The sequence below is a fragment of the Paenibacillus sp. 2003 genome (assembly GCF_031455635.1).
Taxonomy (GTDB): Bacteria; Bacillota; Bacilli; order Paenibacillales; family Paenibacillaceae; genus Paenibacillus; species Paenibacillus amylolyticus_B.
In genome coordinates, this window is sequence record NZ_JAVDTB010000001.1 from 2,392,299 (window position 1) to 2,406,111 (window position 13,813).

Annotated in this window: 11 protein-coding genes; 3 read left to right on the forward strand and 8 right to left on the reverse strand. The window is 45.1% G+C overall.

Annotated elements, in window-relative coordinates; translation table 11 throughout:
• The first annotated feature begins 65 nt into the window (after window positions 1–65).
• Complete coding sequence (locus tag J2X75_RS10295; RefSeq protein ID WP_310336170.1) at window positions 66–1,292, forward strand: glucose-1-phosphate adenylyltransferase; 1,227 nt, start codon at window positions 66–68, stop codon at window positions 1,290–1,292.
• Window positions 1,293–1,405: 113 nt separating this feature from the next.
• Here J2X75_RS10295 and J2X75_RS10300 read toward each other — a convergent pair whose 3' ends face one another.
• The 5 genes from J2X75_RS10300 to J2X75_RS10320 all read right to left on the reverse strand — a co-directional run bounded on the left by J2X75_RS10300 (window position 1,406) and on the right by J2X75_RS10320 (window position 6,934).
• Window positions 1,406–2,905, reverse strand: a complete 1,500-nt coding sequence (locus J2X75_RS10300) for a sensor histidine kinase (RefSeq protein ID WP_310336171.1) — start codon at window positions 2,903–2,905, stop codon at window positions 1,406–1,408.
• Window positions 2,902–3,600 carry a response regulator transcription factor gene (locus J2X75_RS10305; RefSeq protein WP_017688086.1) on the reverse strand — a complete coding sequence of 233 codons (699 nt, stop codon included), beginning with the start codon at window positions 3,598–3,600 and terminating at the stop codon, window positions 2,902–2,904. Before J2X75_RS10305 ends, J2X75_RS10300 begins: the two co-directional genes overlap by 4 nt.
• A complete protein-coding gene (locus J2X75_RS10310; protein WP_105599104.1) occupies window positions 3,593–4,912 on the reverse strand; it encodes a hypothetical protein in 1,320 nt (439 codons plus the stop codon). Before J2X75_RS10310 ends, J2X75_RS10305 begins: the two co-directional genes overlap by 8 nt.
• Window positions 4,913–4,934: 22 nt before the next feature.
• Window positions 4,935–5,660, reverse strand: coding sequence for a phosphonate ABC transporter ATP-binding protein (locus J2X75_RS10315; protein ID WP_091020744.1), 726 nt, complete (start codon window positions 5,658–5,660; stop codon window positions 4,935–4,937).
• 83 nt (window positions 5,661–5,743) lie between these two features.
• Window positions 5,744–6,934, reverse strand: coding sequence for an MFS transporter (locus tag J2X75_RS10320; protein ID WP_307535498.1), 1,191 nt, complete (start codon window positions 6,932–6,934; stop codon window positions 5,744–5,746).
• 208 nt (window positions 6,935–7,142) lie between these two features.
• Here J2X75_RS10320 and J2X75_RS10325 point away from each other — a divergent pair, with 208 nt between their 5' ends.
• Both J2X75_RS10325 and J2X75_RS10330 read left to right on the forward strand, forming a co-directional pair.
• Window positions 7,143–8,063 carry an ArsR/SmtB family transcription factor gene (locus tag J2X75_RS10325; protein WP_124115252.1) on the forward strand — a complete coding sequence of 307 codons (921 nt, stop codon included), beginning with the start codon at window positions 7,143–7,145 and terminating at the stop codon, window positions 8,061–8,063.
• Between the two features lie 49 nt (window positions 8,064–8,112).
• Window positions 8,113–8,877, forward strand: coding sequence for an HAD family hydrolase (locus J2X75_RS10330; protein WP_091029388.1), 765 nt, complete (start codon window positions 8,113–8,115; stop codon window positions 8,875–8,877).
• 28 nt (window positions 8,878–8,905) lie between these two features.
• On the opposite strand, the gene J2X75_RS10335 is transcribed toward J2X75_RS10330, so the two are convergent.
• The 3 genes from J2X75_RS10335 to J2X75_RS10345 form a co-directional block, all read right to left on the reverse strand.
• A complete protein-coding gene (locus J2X75_RS10335) occupies window positions 8,906–11,245 on the reverse strand; it encodes a type IA DNA topoisomerase (protein ID WP_310336173.1) in 2,340 nt (779 codons plus the stop codon).
• A 125-nt stretch (window positions 11,246–11,370) separates the two neighbouring features.
• Complete coding sequence (fur, locus tag J2X75_RS10340) at window positions 11,371–11,862, reverse strand: ferric iron uptake transcriptional regulator (RefSeq protein ID WP_036613667.1); 492 nt, start codon at window positions 11,860–11,862, stop codon at window positions 11,371–11,373.
• Window positions 11,863–12,093: 231 nt separating this feature from the next.
• Window positions 12,094–13,581, reverse strand: coding sequence for a glutamate synthase subunit beta (locus J2X75_RS10345; protein ID WP_133385186.1), 1,488 nt, complete (start codon window positions 13,579–13,581; stop codon window positions 12,094–12,096).
• Between the last annotated feature and the right edge of the window lie 232 nt (window positions 13,582–13,813).

A 13,813-nucleotide genomic window follows, 5' to 3' on the forward strand; every position in this document is an offset into this window, starting at 1 on the left:
TTCATTTGCTCTACTTTGCGTTAATGATGTACTACAATGCACAATATTTTGGGAGGGAAACGATTATGTTTAATAAAGATTGCATCGCTATGCTGTTGGCGGGAGGAGAAGGGAAGCGATTAGCCCCTTTAACCTCAAGTATCGCAAAACCCGCTGTACCGTTTGGCGGGCACTACCGGATCATCGATTTTCCTCTCAGTAACTGCGTAAACTCAGGGATCGATACTGTAGGAGTATTGACGCAGTACCAAGCGGAATCTTTACACGATCATATCGGTGGAGGAGAACCATGGGGACATGGCAACTCTAGTGAAGCAGGAATCTCCTTGCTTCCATCTTATCATACAGGAAATGACGAATACTTGGGAACGGCGGATGCTATTTATAAAAATATCGAATATATTGACCAACAAAACCCCGAAAATGTTCTAATTTTGTCGGGTGACCATATTTATCATATGAATTATCGTGATATGTTGGAGGCTCATCAAGCCAATAATGCCTCAGCAACGATTTCAGTTATGGAAGTTCCATGGGATGAAGCACATCGCTTTGGGATTATGGCTGCCGATGCGGATTTGCGTGTAACCGAGTTTGCCGAGAAACCGGCTGAACCAAAGAGTAATCTGGCTTCAATGGGCATCTACATGTTCAAATGGGATTATCTGAAACGCCATCTCTTGGAAGATGCCGCTAACCCTGAATCCAGCCATGACTTCGGTAAAGATGTTATTCCTCAGATGTTGAACGAAAATAATCCCCTCTTTGTCTATAACTTTAATGGTTATTGGAAAGACGTAGGTACGGTTAAGAGCCTTTGGGATGCACATATGGATCTGTTACACAACGAGGAAGACTGGAGTCTGCAAAAAGAAAACTGGCCGATGTTTACTCGCGACTGGCGCTCCAAACCAAGTGCTCACAAAGCAAGACATACAAAGATCGAACATGTTACTTCCATGATTCACGACTCTTGTGCAATCGAAGGTCGTTCAGAACGTTCCGTTATCTTCTGCGGTGCAGAAGTAGGTAAAGGCTCTGAGGTTAAAGACAGTGTCGTTATGCCTAACGCACGCATAGGCCGTGGGGTTCACATCGAACGCGCCATCATTGGTGAAGGGGCAATAATCAAGGACGGTGCAATCGTTAAAGGTACGGCGGATGAAATTGTGGTCGTTGGACCTAACGAGATCGTCTCTGCCAAACCTGCTGTCCGTACACAACCTGTTCGTATGTTGAAAGAAGTATATGAAAAAAGTGGGCGCCTGCGCACTGGTGAACTTTCTTCATAATAATATGCAAAAAAGGTGAGCCTTGGATGGCTCACCTTTTTTTCTGTTGATACGATGTTATAAAGCGTACATGCTCGATCGTCAGGTAGAAAAGTCTCTTATCTTTTAAAATCTTATGACTTTTCTATATCTGATTTTGTATCGCTTGCTGTTCGCTCATCTGTGAATTCAGCATCACCAGACGCAGTTAAAGATTCTTCTGTACCCATATCCTCAGACACAGCCGGTAATGTAACAGTAACGGTTGTACCGGATCCAAGTTCACTCTGCATCGTGATCGTCCCCTCATGCAGTTCTACCAGTTCTTGCGTAATCGCAAGACCCAGTCCCGTTCCCCCATTTTGATGATTTACCTGGAAGAAGCGGTCCCGTACTTTGATTAGGTGTTCTTCACTAATTCCGATACCGGTGTCCTGAACAGCTGCAATAATCTGACCATTCTCCTCTTTGACCGACAAGAAGATCCAGGAATTCTCATGTGAAAATTTGATCGCATTATCAACAATGTTTAAGAACACTTGTTTCAGTCTGTTGCCGTCTCCATGGACATTATAAGCGCGAGTCTCGTCCGTTTCCAACTTGAGATGGACCTGTTTTTGTTCCGCTTTGGCCCAGACATTCAACATCGTTTCCTGTACAATTTCACGAATGTTGACTGTTCCTTTGACCAGCTTCATCTGATTCTGTTGTAATTTGGAGAAATCCAGCATCTCTTCAACAAGTCCAATCAGTCGTTCGGTTTCCTTGGAGATAATACCCATACCGATACGGGTTTCTTCCGGATCATAACCGCCTGAATCCAGTGTCTCGCTCCAGCCTTTGATACTGGTCAAAGGTGTTCTTAATTCATGTGATATCGAAGAGATAAAATCATCTTTGATCTGATTACTGCGCACAATCTCATGCGCCATGAAGTTAAGTGTTGATGCCAATTCGCCCAGTTCGTGCTTATAATTCCCCTTAACCCTGACATCCAGCCGTCCTCTGGCCATTTGGGCAGATACTGCGGTGATGTTGTTGATTGGACGTACAATGGAATTTGCCATCCCAATACTGATGATCAACACTATGGCAAGCACGCCAACACCGACCGCAGCGGCGAGTAGTCCCATATTCAACAGCTTTGAATTCACATCTTCGAGTGAAGTCAGATATCGAATAACATAAGTATTTTCGCCGCCCAGATCAAACTTGTGTGAAACGGCCATGACGGATTCTCCAGTACCTGGTTGTCTTCCAATCCAGCGTCCCATATCCCCATTCAGAGCTTGCATAATATCACTGGTTTGCAGCACAGCACGGTCAGATTCAAAAGCAGTCGAACTCGCCAATACGCGCCCGTTCAGATCCAAAATTTCCAGTTCAGTATTGGACAATGCCAAATTCACAATCAATCTGGACAGATTATTGCCGTCTTCCGTGTTATTCTCACGAGCGATCGGCTCGAAAAAGTCCTTTGAATTGGAAATGTGGGTACTAATCGTATTGTAGATACTTTCATAATAGTACCTTTGCACTGCCAACATAAATACGAATTCGACCAACAGCAGAGCAAGAAAAACTACAAAGAAATAATGTAGTACGATCTGCCGTGTAATGCCTTTTTTAATCATTGCTCCCGGCCCTTCCATTTGTACCCGTGACCCCATACTGTCTGCAGGTATTCGGGCTCGGAAGGATTGTTCTCAATTTTCTGACGTAGACGACGAATGTTGACATCCACAATTTTTGGATCACCCATGTACTCTTTTCCCCATACATGATCTAACAATACATCGCGGCTGAGCGGTGTATTTTCTTTTTCCAGGAAAAATTGAATCAAGGAAAACTCCGTTGGAGTTAACTCAATAGCTTCATTTTGTTTCTTGAATTGCTTCGAGATCAGGTCCAGTGAAAATGGCCCAGACTGGAACGTAACCTTCGCCGCAGTTTCCCGATGCACGTTCACACGACGCAACAATGACTGAATACGTGCAATCAACTCTGTTGGGCTGAAAGGCTTGCTAACGTGATCATCTGCACCAACGGAGAGTGCGTACACTTTATCCTGTTCCTGAACTTTCGCGGTCAAAAAGATGATGCCCAGACGTTCATTGGTTTCACGGATCCGTCGACACACCTCGAATCCATCAATACCTGGTACCATGACATCCAGCAGAGCCAGATCAATATCCGGTACCGTCTGCAGTATGCGAAGCGCTTCATGACCGTCACCCGCTTCAAGCACTTCGAATCCGTTTCTCTTTAAATTAATCACTATAAAACTGCGGATGGATTCTTCATCCTCAAGAATAAGTACTTTACTCATTAAGTTCTCCCTTTCTATTCAGCTGAGAAGTATTGCTCAGTGCATCTTTACCCGCCTCTGATTGTGCTACCCGTGAAGCAATAACCCGATCTTTGGTGCGCGTAATTTCCTTCCAGCTTTTACCCTTCTCCTGTTCCCACTTGGAAAGGGTGAAATATTTGATCTCTGCCACGGTTTCGTCCGTATCAATCATTTTAAATCGAATATATTTTTCCTTCTCCGATTTGGTGTCAATAGTGATCTTACCGTACCACTCTGGTTTGAGATTTAGATGGAATAAATCAGCATCATCCCGGAATTGGAATGAGACAAATTTCTTGCTGTCTTTGCCATCCCACTGATAATAGGTGTAAAACCACAACCGAGAGTCAAATACGTAATGCTCCCAACCTTTTGGAGTCTCTTTAAGTCCAAACTCAATAATACCATCATTATCGACATCACCGCTTAAAATTTTGTCATCTCTATACGTTTGATCCGGTGATTTGAAAGCATTGACTAACTTGTTATCTTTAACATACATAATTTGCGAGAAGGAACTCCGATCATCCAGCTCGGCATCCAGTACAATGCCCATCTGTCCTTTGGCGATCTCTCCGCCCAGAGCATTATAAACTTCTTTAACGGTATAATCGGTCTGCACCCGATCAACTTCCTTGAAGCTGCCATCTTCGTACTGATATAACGCAATCGTTGCAAAACCGCTGTTGTTCAGCGAAATGATAACAAAATCACTCTTACCATCTCCGCTCAAATCCAGCGTGTTCCCCTGCGCATCATCAATGATATATTGATTATACGGAACTCCACCCAAGACCTGCTCCAGTGCCCCGCCCTTGTACGAATATGCAGTCAGGGCCTTCTGCTCCTGCAGACTTACACCAAGAATAATATCCGGATTTCCGTCATTCGTAATATCCAATACTTTAAAGGATTGCAGCTCATTTCCCGGCACATCAAATGTAAGCTTTTTAACCCAAGTGCCTCCCTGCTCTTCCAAAATCATGCCATGGATTCGCACATTCTCATTTGGTGTCTCATAAAAAACAATCGCTTCCCGAGTTCCATCCCCATTCAGGTCTTCCACCCGAATCATGCTGGTATTATTCATATCCTTGGGACGAATCAATGTACTCTCTGGCGGCAATTTAACCTGAACCACGTTGTACAGTTTCTCCTTATCGGTGGACATCATTGGTTTTCTCATCAAACCCTTGGGGTCACTTATGACTGTGCATCCGCTTAGAACAGAACCAAGCATAATTGCCATTGTTCCTGCTGCAATGAAGCGTCCCCACCGTGAATTAAACAATCTCATCACTCTTTTCAATAGTTTAAATCTGGTTTTTTTCTTGCTGTGTCAGTCTTCGTCCACGAATATCAAAAGCAATCTTGCCGTCTGCCAATCCCCAGATCCGTGTGGCATGTTTCTCAGCAAGTTCAATTGGCAATACTGCAATGACTGTTGCACGTTCTTCTTCACATAATTTGCGCAGCGTTTCCAGCACCGAATCTGCTGTGTGCGGGTCAAGACCAATCACAGGTTCGTCGGCCAAAACCACTTTGGCACCATGAGCAAGTGCTCTTGCAATAGCAACACGCTGCTTCTCGCCACCACTGAGCTTCTCTGCTATTTGATGTGCTTTATCAAGTAATCCCAATCCTTCGAGATAATCCATAGCACCCATATAATCATCTGAACGTACCATACCGGTTACCATTCTCCATACAGGAGTCTGACCCGATCGTCCGATTAACACATTTTTAAGAGCCGTACGTCTGGGAAATAGTTCTGGATTTTGTTCCAAGTATGCCCATTCCCGTTTGATTTTCCGTTTTCCGGACCAGCCTTCTTTCAAAATCTCGGCGCCATCCACCGTAAATCGGCCTGAATCCCATTTCTCCATCATAGCCAGACATTTGAGCAGCATGCTTTTTCCGCTACCGCTTGAGCCAACTACAGCTATCATCTCACCTTGTTGCATATCAAATCGAATATCCCGTAGAACGGGAACGCGGTCCACGCCAACGGATTTACTCAAGTTCTCTACTCTGATCATCGCGATGTCTCCTCTTGTCCATGTTTTTCCCTACCACTAGTGTACTCGGAAATGGACATCAATTTCCATGCGAACACCAGCTTCTATTTTAACACAGATTCGAACTCTGGTTTACGACGAAATAATATACCTGCCAAGCCGAAAAGAAGATACATGATTCCGAGCAAGGTGAACATGCTTCCGGGTGAAATCCAGTTGATCATCTGACCACCCAGATTCGGTCCAATAATACTTCCAATCGTGAAATGAAAGGAAGCCACAACGTTAGCTGCAGGCAGCAACACTTTAGGCAAAATGTCTGCGGCATAGGCCAGGCCCAGTGAGAAAAAGGAACCGACCAGGCCACCTGCGATTGTTAACAATACAAGCGTCCACCAGAAATGCGTACCTGCGACTGGAACCAGCATGAAGATGATTCCCCCGCTGATGCCCGCAAACATCAATATCTTTTTACGCCCGTATCGGTCACTCAACATCCCCAGAGGCAATTGAAGGAACAAACCTCCAATCCCGATAAAGGGAAGCAACGACGAAATCTGATCGGTGTCGAACCCAATACGCAGGCCATACACGGGGAAGTTACTATTCATGCCAGCCTCCATATATCCGTATAAAAGAGCAGGTAACAGTGCGTACCAAGCCCATGCCAGACTACGACGGAAGCGCCGTTCAGGGAGCTGGCCATGCTCTGCTTTTTCCGGTTTCGTATTCGGAAGCTTCATTAATACCAGTATAAGTACTGCTGCTATACATACGAACAATACCCAGAAAGGGACAGCATCACCGAAGCCAAGCAGCTTGATTCCCAGCGGACCAATGCTGAATCCCAGACCGTAGGACATGCCATATAGCGATATGTAGCGACCACGCTTTTCAGGTGCCGTAACAAGCAGCACCCAGAGCTGAGCCGCATAATGCAGTGCGCTGTCTCCTATTCCAACGATCAGGCGCAATATGAACCATATTTTAATATCTGGTAAATACGGAAATAGTATTAAAGGGACCATGACCAATATCAGGCCACCCACAATCAGTTTTTTGAACCCGAGTGCTCCTAATAGTCGTTCCGCAACTAGAGTCATGGCAAAAGAGCCAATGTACAATGCAGCAGCGTTTAATCCGTTTAAACCTGGTGAAACCCCTTTTTGCTCCAAAAAAATCGAAAGCACAGGCAGCAAAAGCCCCTGACTAATTCCAGCTACCACAATAACCGTAATCAAAATCAGATAGTTGGCTGTCGAGTGTGATAGTTTGGGGCGAGTAATCGATGACACGAATTCATTCCTCCTGCGAGCACACAAAGAAAAATCGCCATCGCTGACGACTTTTGTATGGTATACATATGGTTTTAAACTGCTATTCTTGAATCAGGGCTTTGCCCCGGACTTGAACATTATAGTGGACAACGCCCTGCAAAACAAGCCATAATAGTACTTAAGTCGCTGCGTACACTTAGATGTGACGGGAGGATTCTGCAACAATATGGCTTATCATGTTAAAATTGATGTTTCACCGATATATGAAATGCTCAACAGCTTTCTGGTTTATGTCACGAAAAAATGGATTCAGCATCTGGATATAGGTCCTGAATGGATTCTGGAAGTGGAAGGCAAACTAAGTTCCAATGTACGAGCTGCGCTCGCACCTGCTGCCACTTGGCCTTTTGATGATTTTGATGTCCTGTTTGCATGGGCTGCTTATCAAAATGATACGAAGGAAAATCGTGAATTTCTGGACATGCTTGCCGGAATGACAGCGGAAGACCTGTTTGCACGTGTGTCTCCTCTTCTGCCCGCTCTTACATTAGAAGAGTCTACGCGCATTCGGAACAGTTATGTCCCATTATTGCGACTATGGGATGAACACTACTGTCAGAATATGAGCGAAGATCAGCGTGTGTGGCTGGAAGAAGATGCCGAAGAAAAACGCATTTTGCTTGACAAAATGGGCCCTGAACTGCTAATTGAATATGCTACAGCAGGAGTTCTTGTTGAACCAATGCCTGGATTGAACGAAGTTATCCTGTTTCCAACGGTGCACAATCGCCCTATTAATATGTACTGCTTCTATGAGGGGATGATGATTATGCAGTATCCCGTAGATGCACCTGAAGAGAACGAAGACCAGCCGCCAACATGCCTTTTACGTTTTACCCATGCACTGGCTGATCCCGAAAGACTTCGCCTGCTTCGTTACGTATCGGATGAACCCAAATCCCTCGCTGAGATGTGTGAAGAATTGGATAAAGACGAAGACACGGTCAAAGACCAGGTGATGGCGCTACGCATCGCAGGTCTGCTACGGACCCATCTGCTCGGAAGTAACCGCAAAGAGAAATACAGTATTCGGCCGGATGGCGTATCTGAATTGAATATGTTCCTGGAATCCTACATTCGCATTTAATTTAGTTGAACCATTGTGGAGTTACTGGCTACAAGGAGTGAGTTAGATCATGAAAATAATGAAACAACATATTTTGTTTGACCTTGATGATACACTCGTATATTGCAACAAGTACTTCAACCTGATTTTGGGAGAATTCTTTGAGAATATGCAAGAGTGGTTTGATGGACATTCTCTGACAACGCAAGAGATTCGGGAAAAACAGCTGGAGATCGATGTAACTGGAGTGAACAAGCTTGGTTTTGCAAGTCATCATTTCCCGCAATCCCTGATTGATACCTATCGTTACTTCTCCGGAAAGTTCAACAGATTAACTTCTCCCAGAGAAGAGTCCTATCTGAGCAAGTTGGGCATGAGTGTGTACGACCAGGAGGTTGAACCCTACCCTCATATGGTTGAAACGCTTGAGAACCTCAAAGGTGCTGGACATTCCCTCTACTTATATACCGGCGGCGAAACCGTGATTCAGCAGCGCAAGATTGATCAGATGAAACTCTCGGCTTATTTTGATGATCGGATCTATATCCGACAACACAAAAACGTCGAGGCACTGGAAGGCATTCTGTCTAACGGTCCGTTTGATCGTCGTGCAACTTGGATGATCGGTAACTCACTGCGGACAGACATTATGCCCGCGGTAAAAGCCGGAATTCACAGCATATATATCAAACAACCAAATGAATGGCAATACAACATCGTAGAACTTCAACCTAATCCGGAAACATCGATGTATACCATCACTGCACTGGAAGAGGTACCAAAAGTCATACACGAAAATATACAACAGCAGCAACAAAAAAGGACCCTTGGATAAGGGTCCTTTTACTTTATCATGACTAAGATCAAGCATCCTGTTTCTCACCAGATAACTTGCCTGTTACCACATCTTGCAAAATAATCCGTGCCTTCACCGTACTCCCGTCTTTTCGTTTGAAAGACAGTACCTGGGTACTCCCCTTCTCAATCAGCGATTTTAACATCGTACTGGTGATTTTTTTGCCCGCATACTCTTTCCAGACTACAAATGAACAGCCTTCCTTGAAACGTGAGCATCCATAACCCTTCTTGCCCTCTATAATCTGACCCGTGCAGCCGGGAGAAGGGCAAGGTGCCAGTAACTCTCTCACTCCCGATGGGCTCGCACTTGAGGACGGCGCCTTGGTGGTCGCATTTTTCCCACTGCCGGCTCTCGATGAAGATGCCGAAGTCTGACGGGACGTTTTTACAGTTGAACCGCCACTAACCGTTTTGGCAGATGTCCTTGTATTCCCGGCCTGGGTTCTGGCTCCCTTTCCTTTCCCCCTGCCAGCCCGTGAATCTTCTCCAAAAGCATCTGCTGGAGCAGGAGCTTGCACACGCACTTTCTCAATGATGGACAAGGTGAATTTCTTAACGTTCTCCATGAACTTGTCCTGACCCGCCTCACCTTTGGAAATCTGATATAATCTTCTTTCCCATTGCCCAGTCATCTCAGGTGAAGTTAACAGATCTACACCCGCACGGCGAATCAACTCAATAGCTGTTCTGCCTTTGAGCGTTAACTGCATTTTCTTCCCTTGCAGCGTAATGTAACCCACGTTTTTGAGGCGTTCAATTGTAGCCGCACGTGTAGCCGGAGTACCCAGACCACTATCTTTCATCGCATCTCGCAGCTCTTCATTCTCGATCTGCTTGCCTGCACTCTCCATCGCTTTCAGCAATGTTCCCTCGGTATAACTTTTGGGAGGCTGGGTCGCCTTCTCCTTAAACTCACTCTTCGTACATTGAACAGGCAATTCAGGTTGTACAGCAAAAGCCTTGTCCGTCCACTCTTCAGCTTCCTCTTCCTCATTGCCGTTTTTCTTAGTCTTCTTCTTGCCTGCACCGCCCTGTTCCTGATCTCCAGAACCGAGAACCACTTTCCATCCGAGGGACAGCAGCTCTTTGACAGATGTCTTAAACTGATGTTTCTCCACTTCGGTGAGCACGGTATGTTGCTTATACTCCGCCGGAGGATAAAAGTGAGACAAGAATCGTCTGACAATCAAATCATAGATGTTCTGCTCATCCTTGGATAAGGTACCTGGTCGCTTCAAAGTAGGTAGGATCGCATGGTGATCCTCAACCCTGCTCGGATTACATACCCCTTTATTATTCTTATGAACAAGCTCTGGCTTGGCCCCTTGCGCAAGCTCACTATAGGTACCATTTTTAAGCAGGTTTAGGGTTTTGTGCATACCTTCGATATTCTGTTCAGTAACATAGTTAGAGTTTGTCCGCGGATACGAAATTACCTTGTGTTTTTCATACAAGGCCTGTGCAATATCCAGTGTTTTTTTTGCACCATATCCGAACTTGGCATTGGCTTCACGCTGTAAAAGGGTCAGGTCATACAAACGATACGGATACTCCTTCGTCTGCTTTGCTTCGTATTTGGTAATCTGCCCTGTCTTGCCCTTCACACTGGCTGCAATGGCCTCTGCTGCCTCCGCATCGGTCAACTTATCTCCCTGACGCAGTCCCCGGTACTCGACACCTTCCTGCCGAAACCAGGCGGCTACTTCATAAAAGGTCTGTGACTGGAACGCTTCAATCTCTATTTCACGATCGTAGATTAGCGCGAGTACCGGCGTCTGAACACGACCTACAGACAACAATGCATTATGGCGGGTTGTAAACGCCCGTGAGGCATTCATTCCGATCAGCCAATCGGCTTCACTTCTTGCACGAGCAGCATGGGTCAAATTTTCAAATTCAGAGGCATCCTTCAGACCATCAAAACCACGTCTGATGCTCTCTGCCGTCAAATCCGATATCCATAAACGCTTTACAGGCTGACGCAGCTTCAATTGCTGTTGTATGAGGGCGAAGATGTACTGACCTTCTCTCCCTGCATCGCAAGCATTAACGATCGCTGAAGCCCGTTTTGCCAGTTCTCCAATCATTTTGAGCTGATCTTTTGTTCTCGGATTGGGTACAATCTTGAACTGATCGGGTATGATTGGCAGGTCCGCTATATTCCAGCGTTTGTACTTTGTATCATAGGCATCCGGTTCAGCCAGTCCAAGCAAATGCCCTATCGCCCAAGTGATGATGTAATGCTCACCCTCCAGATACGTGCGATTGTTCTTGGCCTTTGGTTCTATGACGGCGGCAATGGTTCGACCCATGTCGGGTTTTTCCGCTATAACCAGTGTCTTCATCCGTCCATCTCTCCTCCTTCACCGTCCGCATGACGGCAAAAAGGGGCATTCCGCCGACGGAAGCCCCTTGCTTCTGAAACTCATTATATCAGATTTTGGATTCGGGAGCACCTTCCCGAAATGAATTATCCTGCTGCTTGTTCTTTTAATACATGTTTTTGTCTGCACTCTTTGCATACACCCTGGAAATCCAGACGATGATCTGTAACAGCAAAGCCATACTGACGCTCGATTTGTTGTTCCAAACGAAGCAGCCCATCTTCCATAATCTCTTCCACTTTACCACATTCTGTACAGATCAAATGATGGTGGTGATGGGAACCGTCTGTACTTCGCAGATCAAAGCGCGCAGCGCCGTCACCAAAATTAATCTTTTCAACGACCTGAAGGTCACTCAGCAGTTCGAGAGTTCGGTATACGGTAGCCAATCCAATCTCAGGGAACTGTTCCTTAACCAGGAGAAAAACTTCCTCTGCGCTGAAATGATCCTTTTCATGTTCAAGCAACACTCGTACAGTAACTTCCCGTTGTTGTGTTAACTTATATCCTTTTTCAACCAATTGATTTTTAATGTGAAAGATCTGTTCTGAAATGGACTTGTCCCGGTTACTTGCCATAGCAGGTCGCACCTCCGGTTTATATTCATTAGATTTTACTTTTATCTTACTGATTCTCGGTTTCACTGAATCCTTATTTATAATAATTATAATATAATAATAAATCTTTCTCACTTGAAAAGCAATGATATTGCTCACACTTGCATGAAATATGTAGTCAAATTGGTTAAAATAACAGTAAACAACCCTCGCTGATCGCGAAGGTTGTCATTGATATCTTGTTCTATACTTTTACACCAGAACCGAAGCACCCATCAAGTATTTGTCCACTTCACGAGCAGCCTCACGGCCTTCATTAATTGCCCATACAACCAAGCTTTGACCACGACGCATGTCACCTGCTGCAAATACTTTATCCACATTGGTGTTGTATTTGCCGTAACGTGCCTTAACGTTTGTACGACGATCTGTTGCAAGTCCCAGTTGCTCTACCAACGTTTGTTCCGGTCCATCAAAACCAATGGCAATCATGGCCATCTGAGCCGGGAATACACGCTCTGTACCTGGAATCGGCTGATAAATCTTGCGACCAGTCTCATCCACAATACGCTCGATCTGTACTGTATGCAATTCTTTGAGGTTCCCCTCATCGTCTCCGACAAATTTCGTTGTCATGATGGAGAACTCACGCGGATCTTGACCAAACAACGCTTTGGCTTCCTCTTGCGCATAATCAAGTGTGTATACGTTCGGGAATTGCGGCCAAGGGTTGTTAATGCGATCACGCTCCATAGGCGCTTGTGTATGCGTACCGAATTGAGTTATGGTACGACAACCATGACGCAGCGATGTAGCTACACAGTCAGATCCTGTATCACCGCCACCAATTACAATAATATCTTTATCTTTAGCCGACAGATATTGACCATCTTCCAGGTTGGAGTCCAGATAACTCTTAATGCTGCCATTCAGGAAATCCATTGCGTAATGAACGCCTTTCAAGTCGCTGCCTTCAATATTGAATTCACGCGGCTTCGTTGCACCACCGCACAATACAACAGCGTCATATTCATCCACCAGTTGTTGTGCTGCAATATCTTTACCGATCTCGGTGTTCGTAATGAATTGAATGCCTTCTGCTTCGAGCAGATCAACACGACGTTGAACTACCTTTTTATCCAATTTCATCGTTGGGATACCGTACATCAGCAATCCGCCGACACGGTCCGAACGCTCATATACGGTTACCGAGTGTCCTGCTTTATTTAACTGAGCCGCAGTAGCTAATCCCGCTGGACCTGAGCCTACTACAGCTACACGTTTACCCGTACGTTTTTCAGGAGGTTGGGGAACGACCCATCCTTCTTCGAAACCTTTTTCAATAATTGCTTCTTCAATCGTTTTGATGGTTACAGGCTGACCAATTAAGCCAACTGTACATGATCCTTCGCAAGGAGCTGGACAGACGCGACCTGTAAACTCTGGGAAATTATTCGTTTTGTGAAGGCGCTCAAGTGCTTCTCTCCACAGTCCGCGATATACAAGATTATTCCATTCCGGAATCAGGTTATGCACGGGGCAACCTGACGTGCCACCAATCATATCTATACCTGTATGGCAATACGGGGTACCACAATCCATGCATCGTGCACCTTGTGTTCTGAGCTCTTCTTCAGCCATGTGTTTATGAAACTCTTCCCAATCCTTAATCCGCTCCGCTGGCTCACGATCTGCTGGCAGTTGACGTTTGTATTCCATAAATCCAGTAGGTGTAGACATCTTACGTTTTCCCCCATCCGTTCTTGTCTTAATCCCTTCATGTGCATGGTTCTATATGAAATGGATTACTCATTACTTGAGTTTTTGTCTATTGTATCACAAAATCTTCTCGAAGATATTTCAATTATAGTAGCATTTACTGTGCTGAATATTAAATGGATTATCCGCATAATTATTTGTATTTTATACATCATATCTTTCAAGTCTACCCATGGTCAATACCCTTATTTTG

Excerpts from the sequence above, each read along its gene's own strand:
- J2X75_RS10300 (WP_310336171.1), bottom strand. The coding sequence starts at position 2,905 with ATGATTAAAAAAGGCATTACACGGCAGATCGTACTACATTATTTCTTT.
- J2X75_RS10305 (WP_017688086.1), bottom strand. The coding sequence starts at position 3,600 with ATGAGTAAAGTACTTATTCTTGAGGATGAAGAATCCATCCGCAGTTTT.
- J2X75_RS10315 (WP_091020744.1), bottom strand. The coding sequence starts at position 5,660 with ATGATCAGAGTAGAGAACTTGAGTAAATCCGTTGGCGTGGACCGCGTT.
- J2X75_RS10330 (WP_091029388.1), top strand. The coding sequence starts at position 8,113 with ATGAAAATAATGAAACAACATATTTTGTTTGACCTTGATGATACACTC.
- J2X75_RS10345 (WP_133385186.1), bottom strand. The coding sequence starts at position 13,581 with ATGTCTACACCTACTGGATTTATGGAATACAAACGTCAACTGCCAGCA.
- fur (WP_036613667.1), bottom strand. The coding sequence starts at position 11,862 with ATGGCAAGTAACCGGGACAAGTCCATTTCAGAACAGATCTTTCACATT.
- J2X75_RS10325 (WP_124115252.1), top strand. The coding sequence starts at position 7,143 with ATGGCTTATCATGTTAAAATTGATGTTTCACCGATATATGAAATGCTC.
- J2X75_RS10295 (WP_310336170.1), top strand. The coding sequence starts at position 66 with ATGTTTAATAAAGATTGCATCGCTATGCTGTTGGCGGGAGGAGAAGGG.
- J2X75_RS10335 (WP_310336173.1), bottom strand. The coding sequence starts at position 11,245 with ATGAAGACACTGGTTATAGCGGAAAAACCCGACATGGGTCGAACCATT.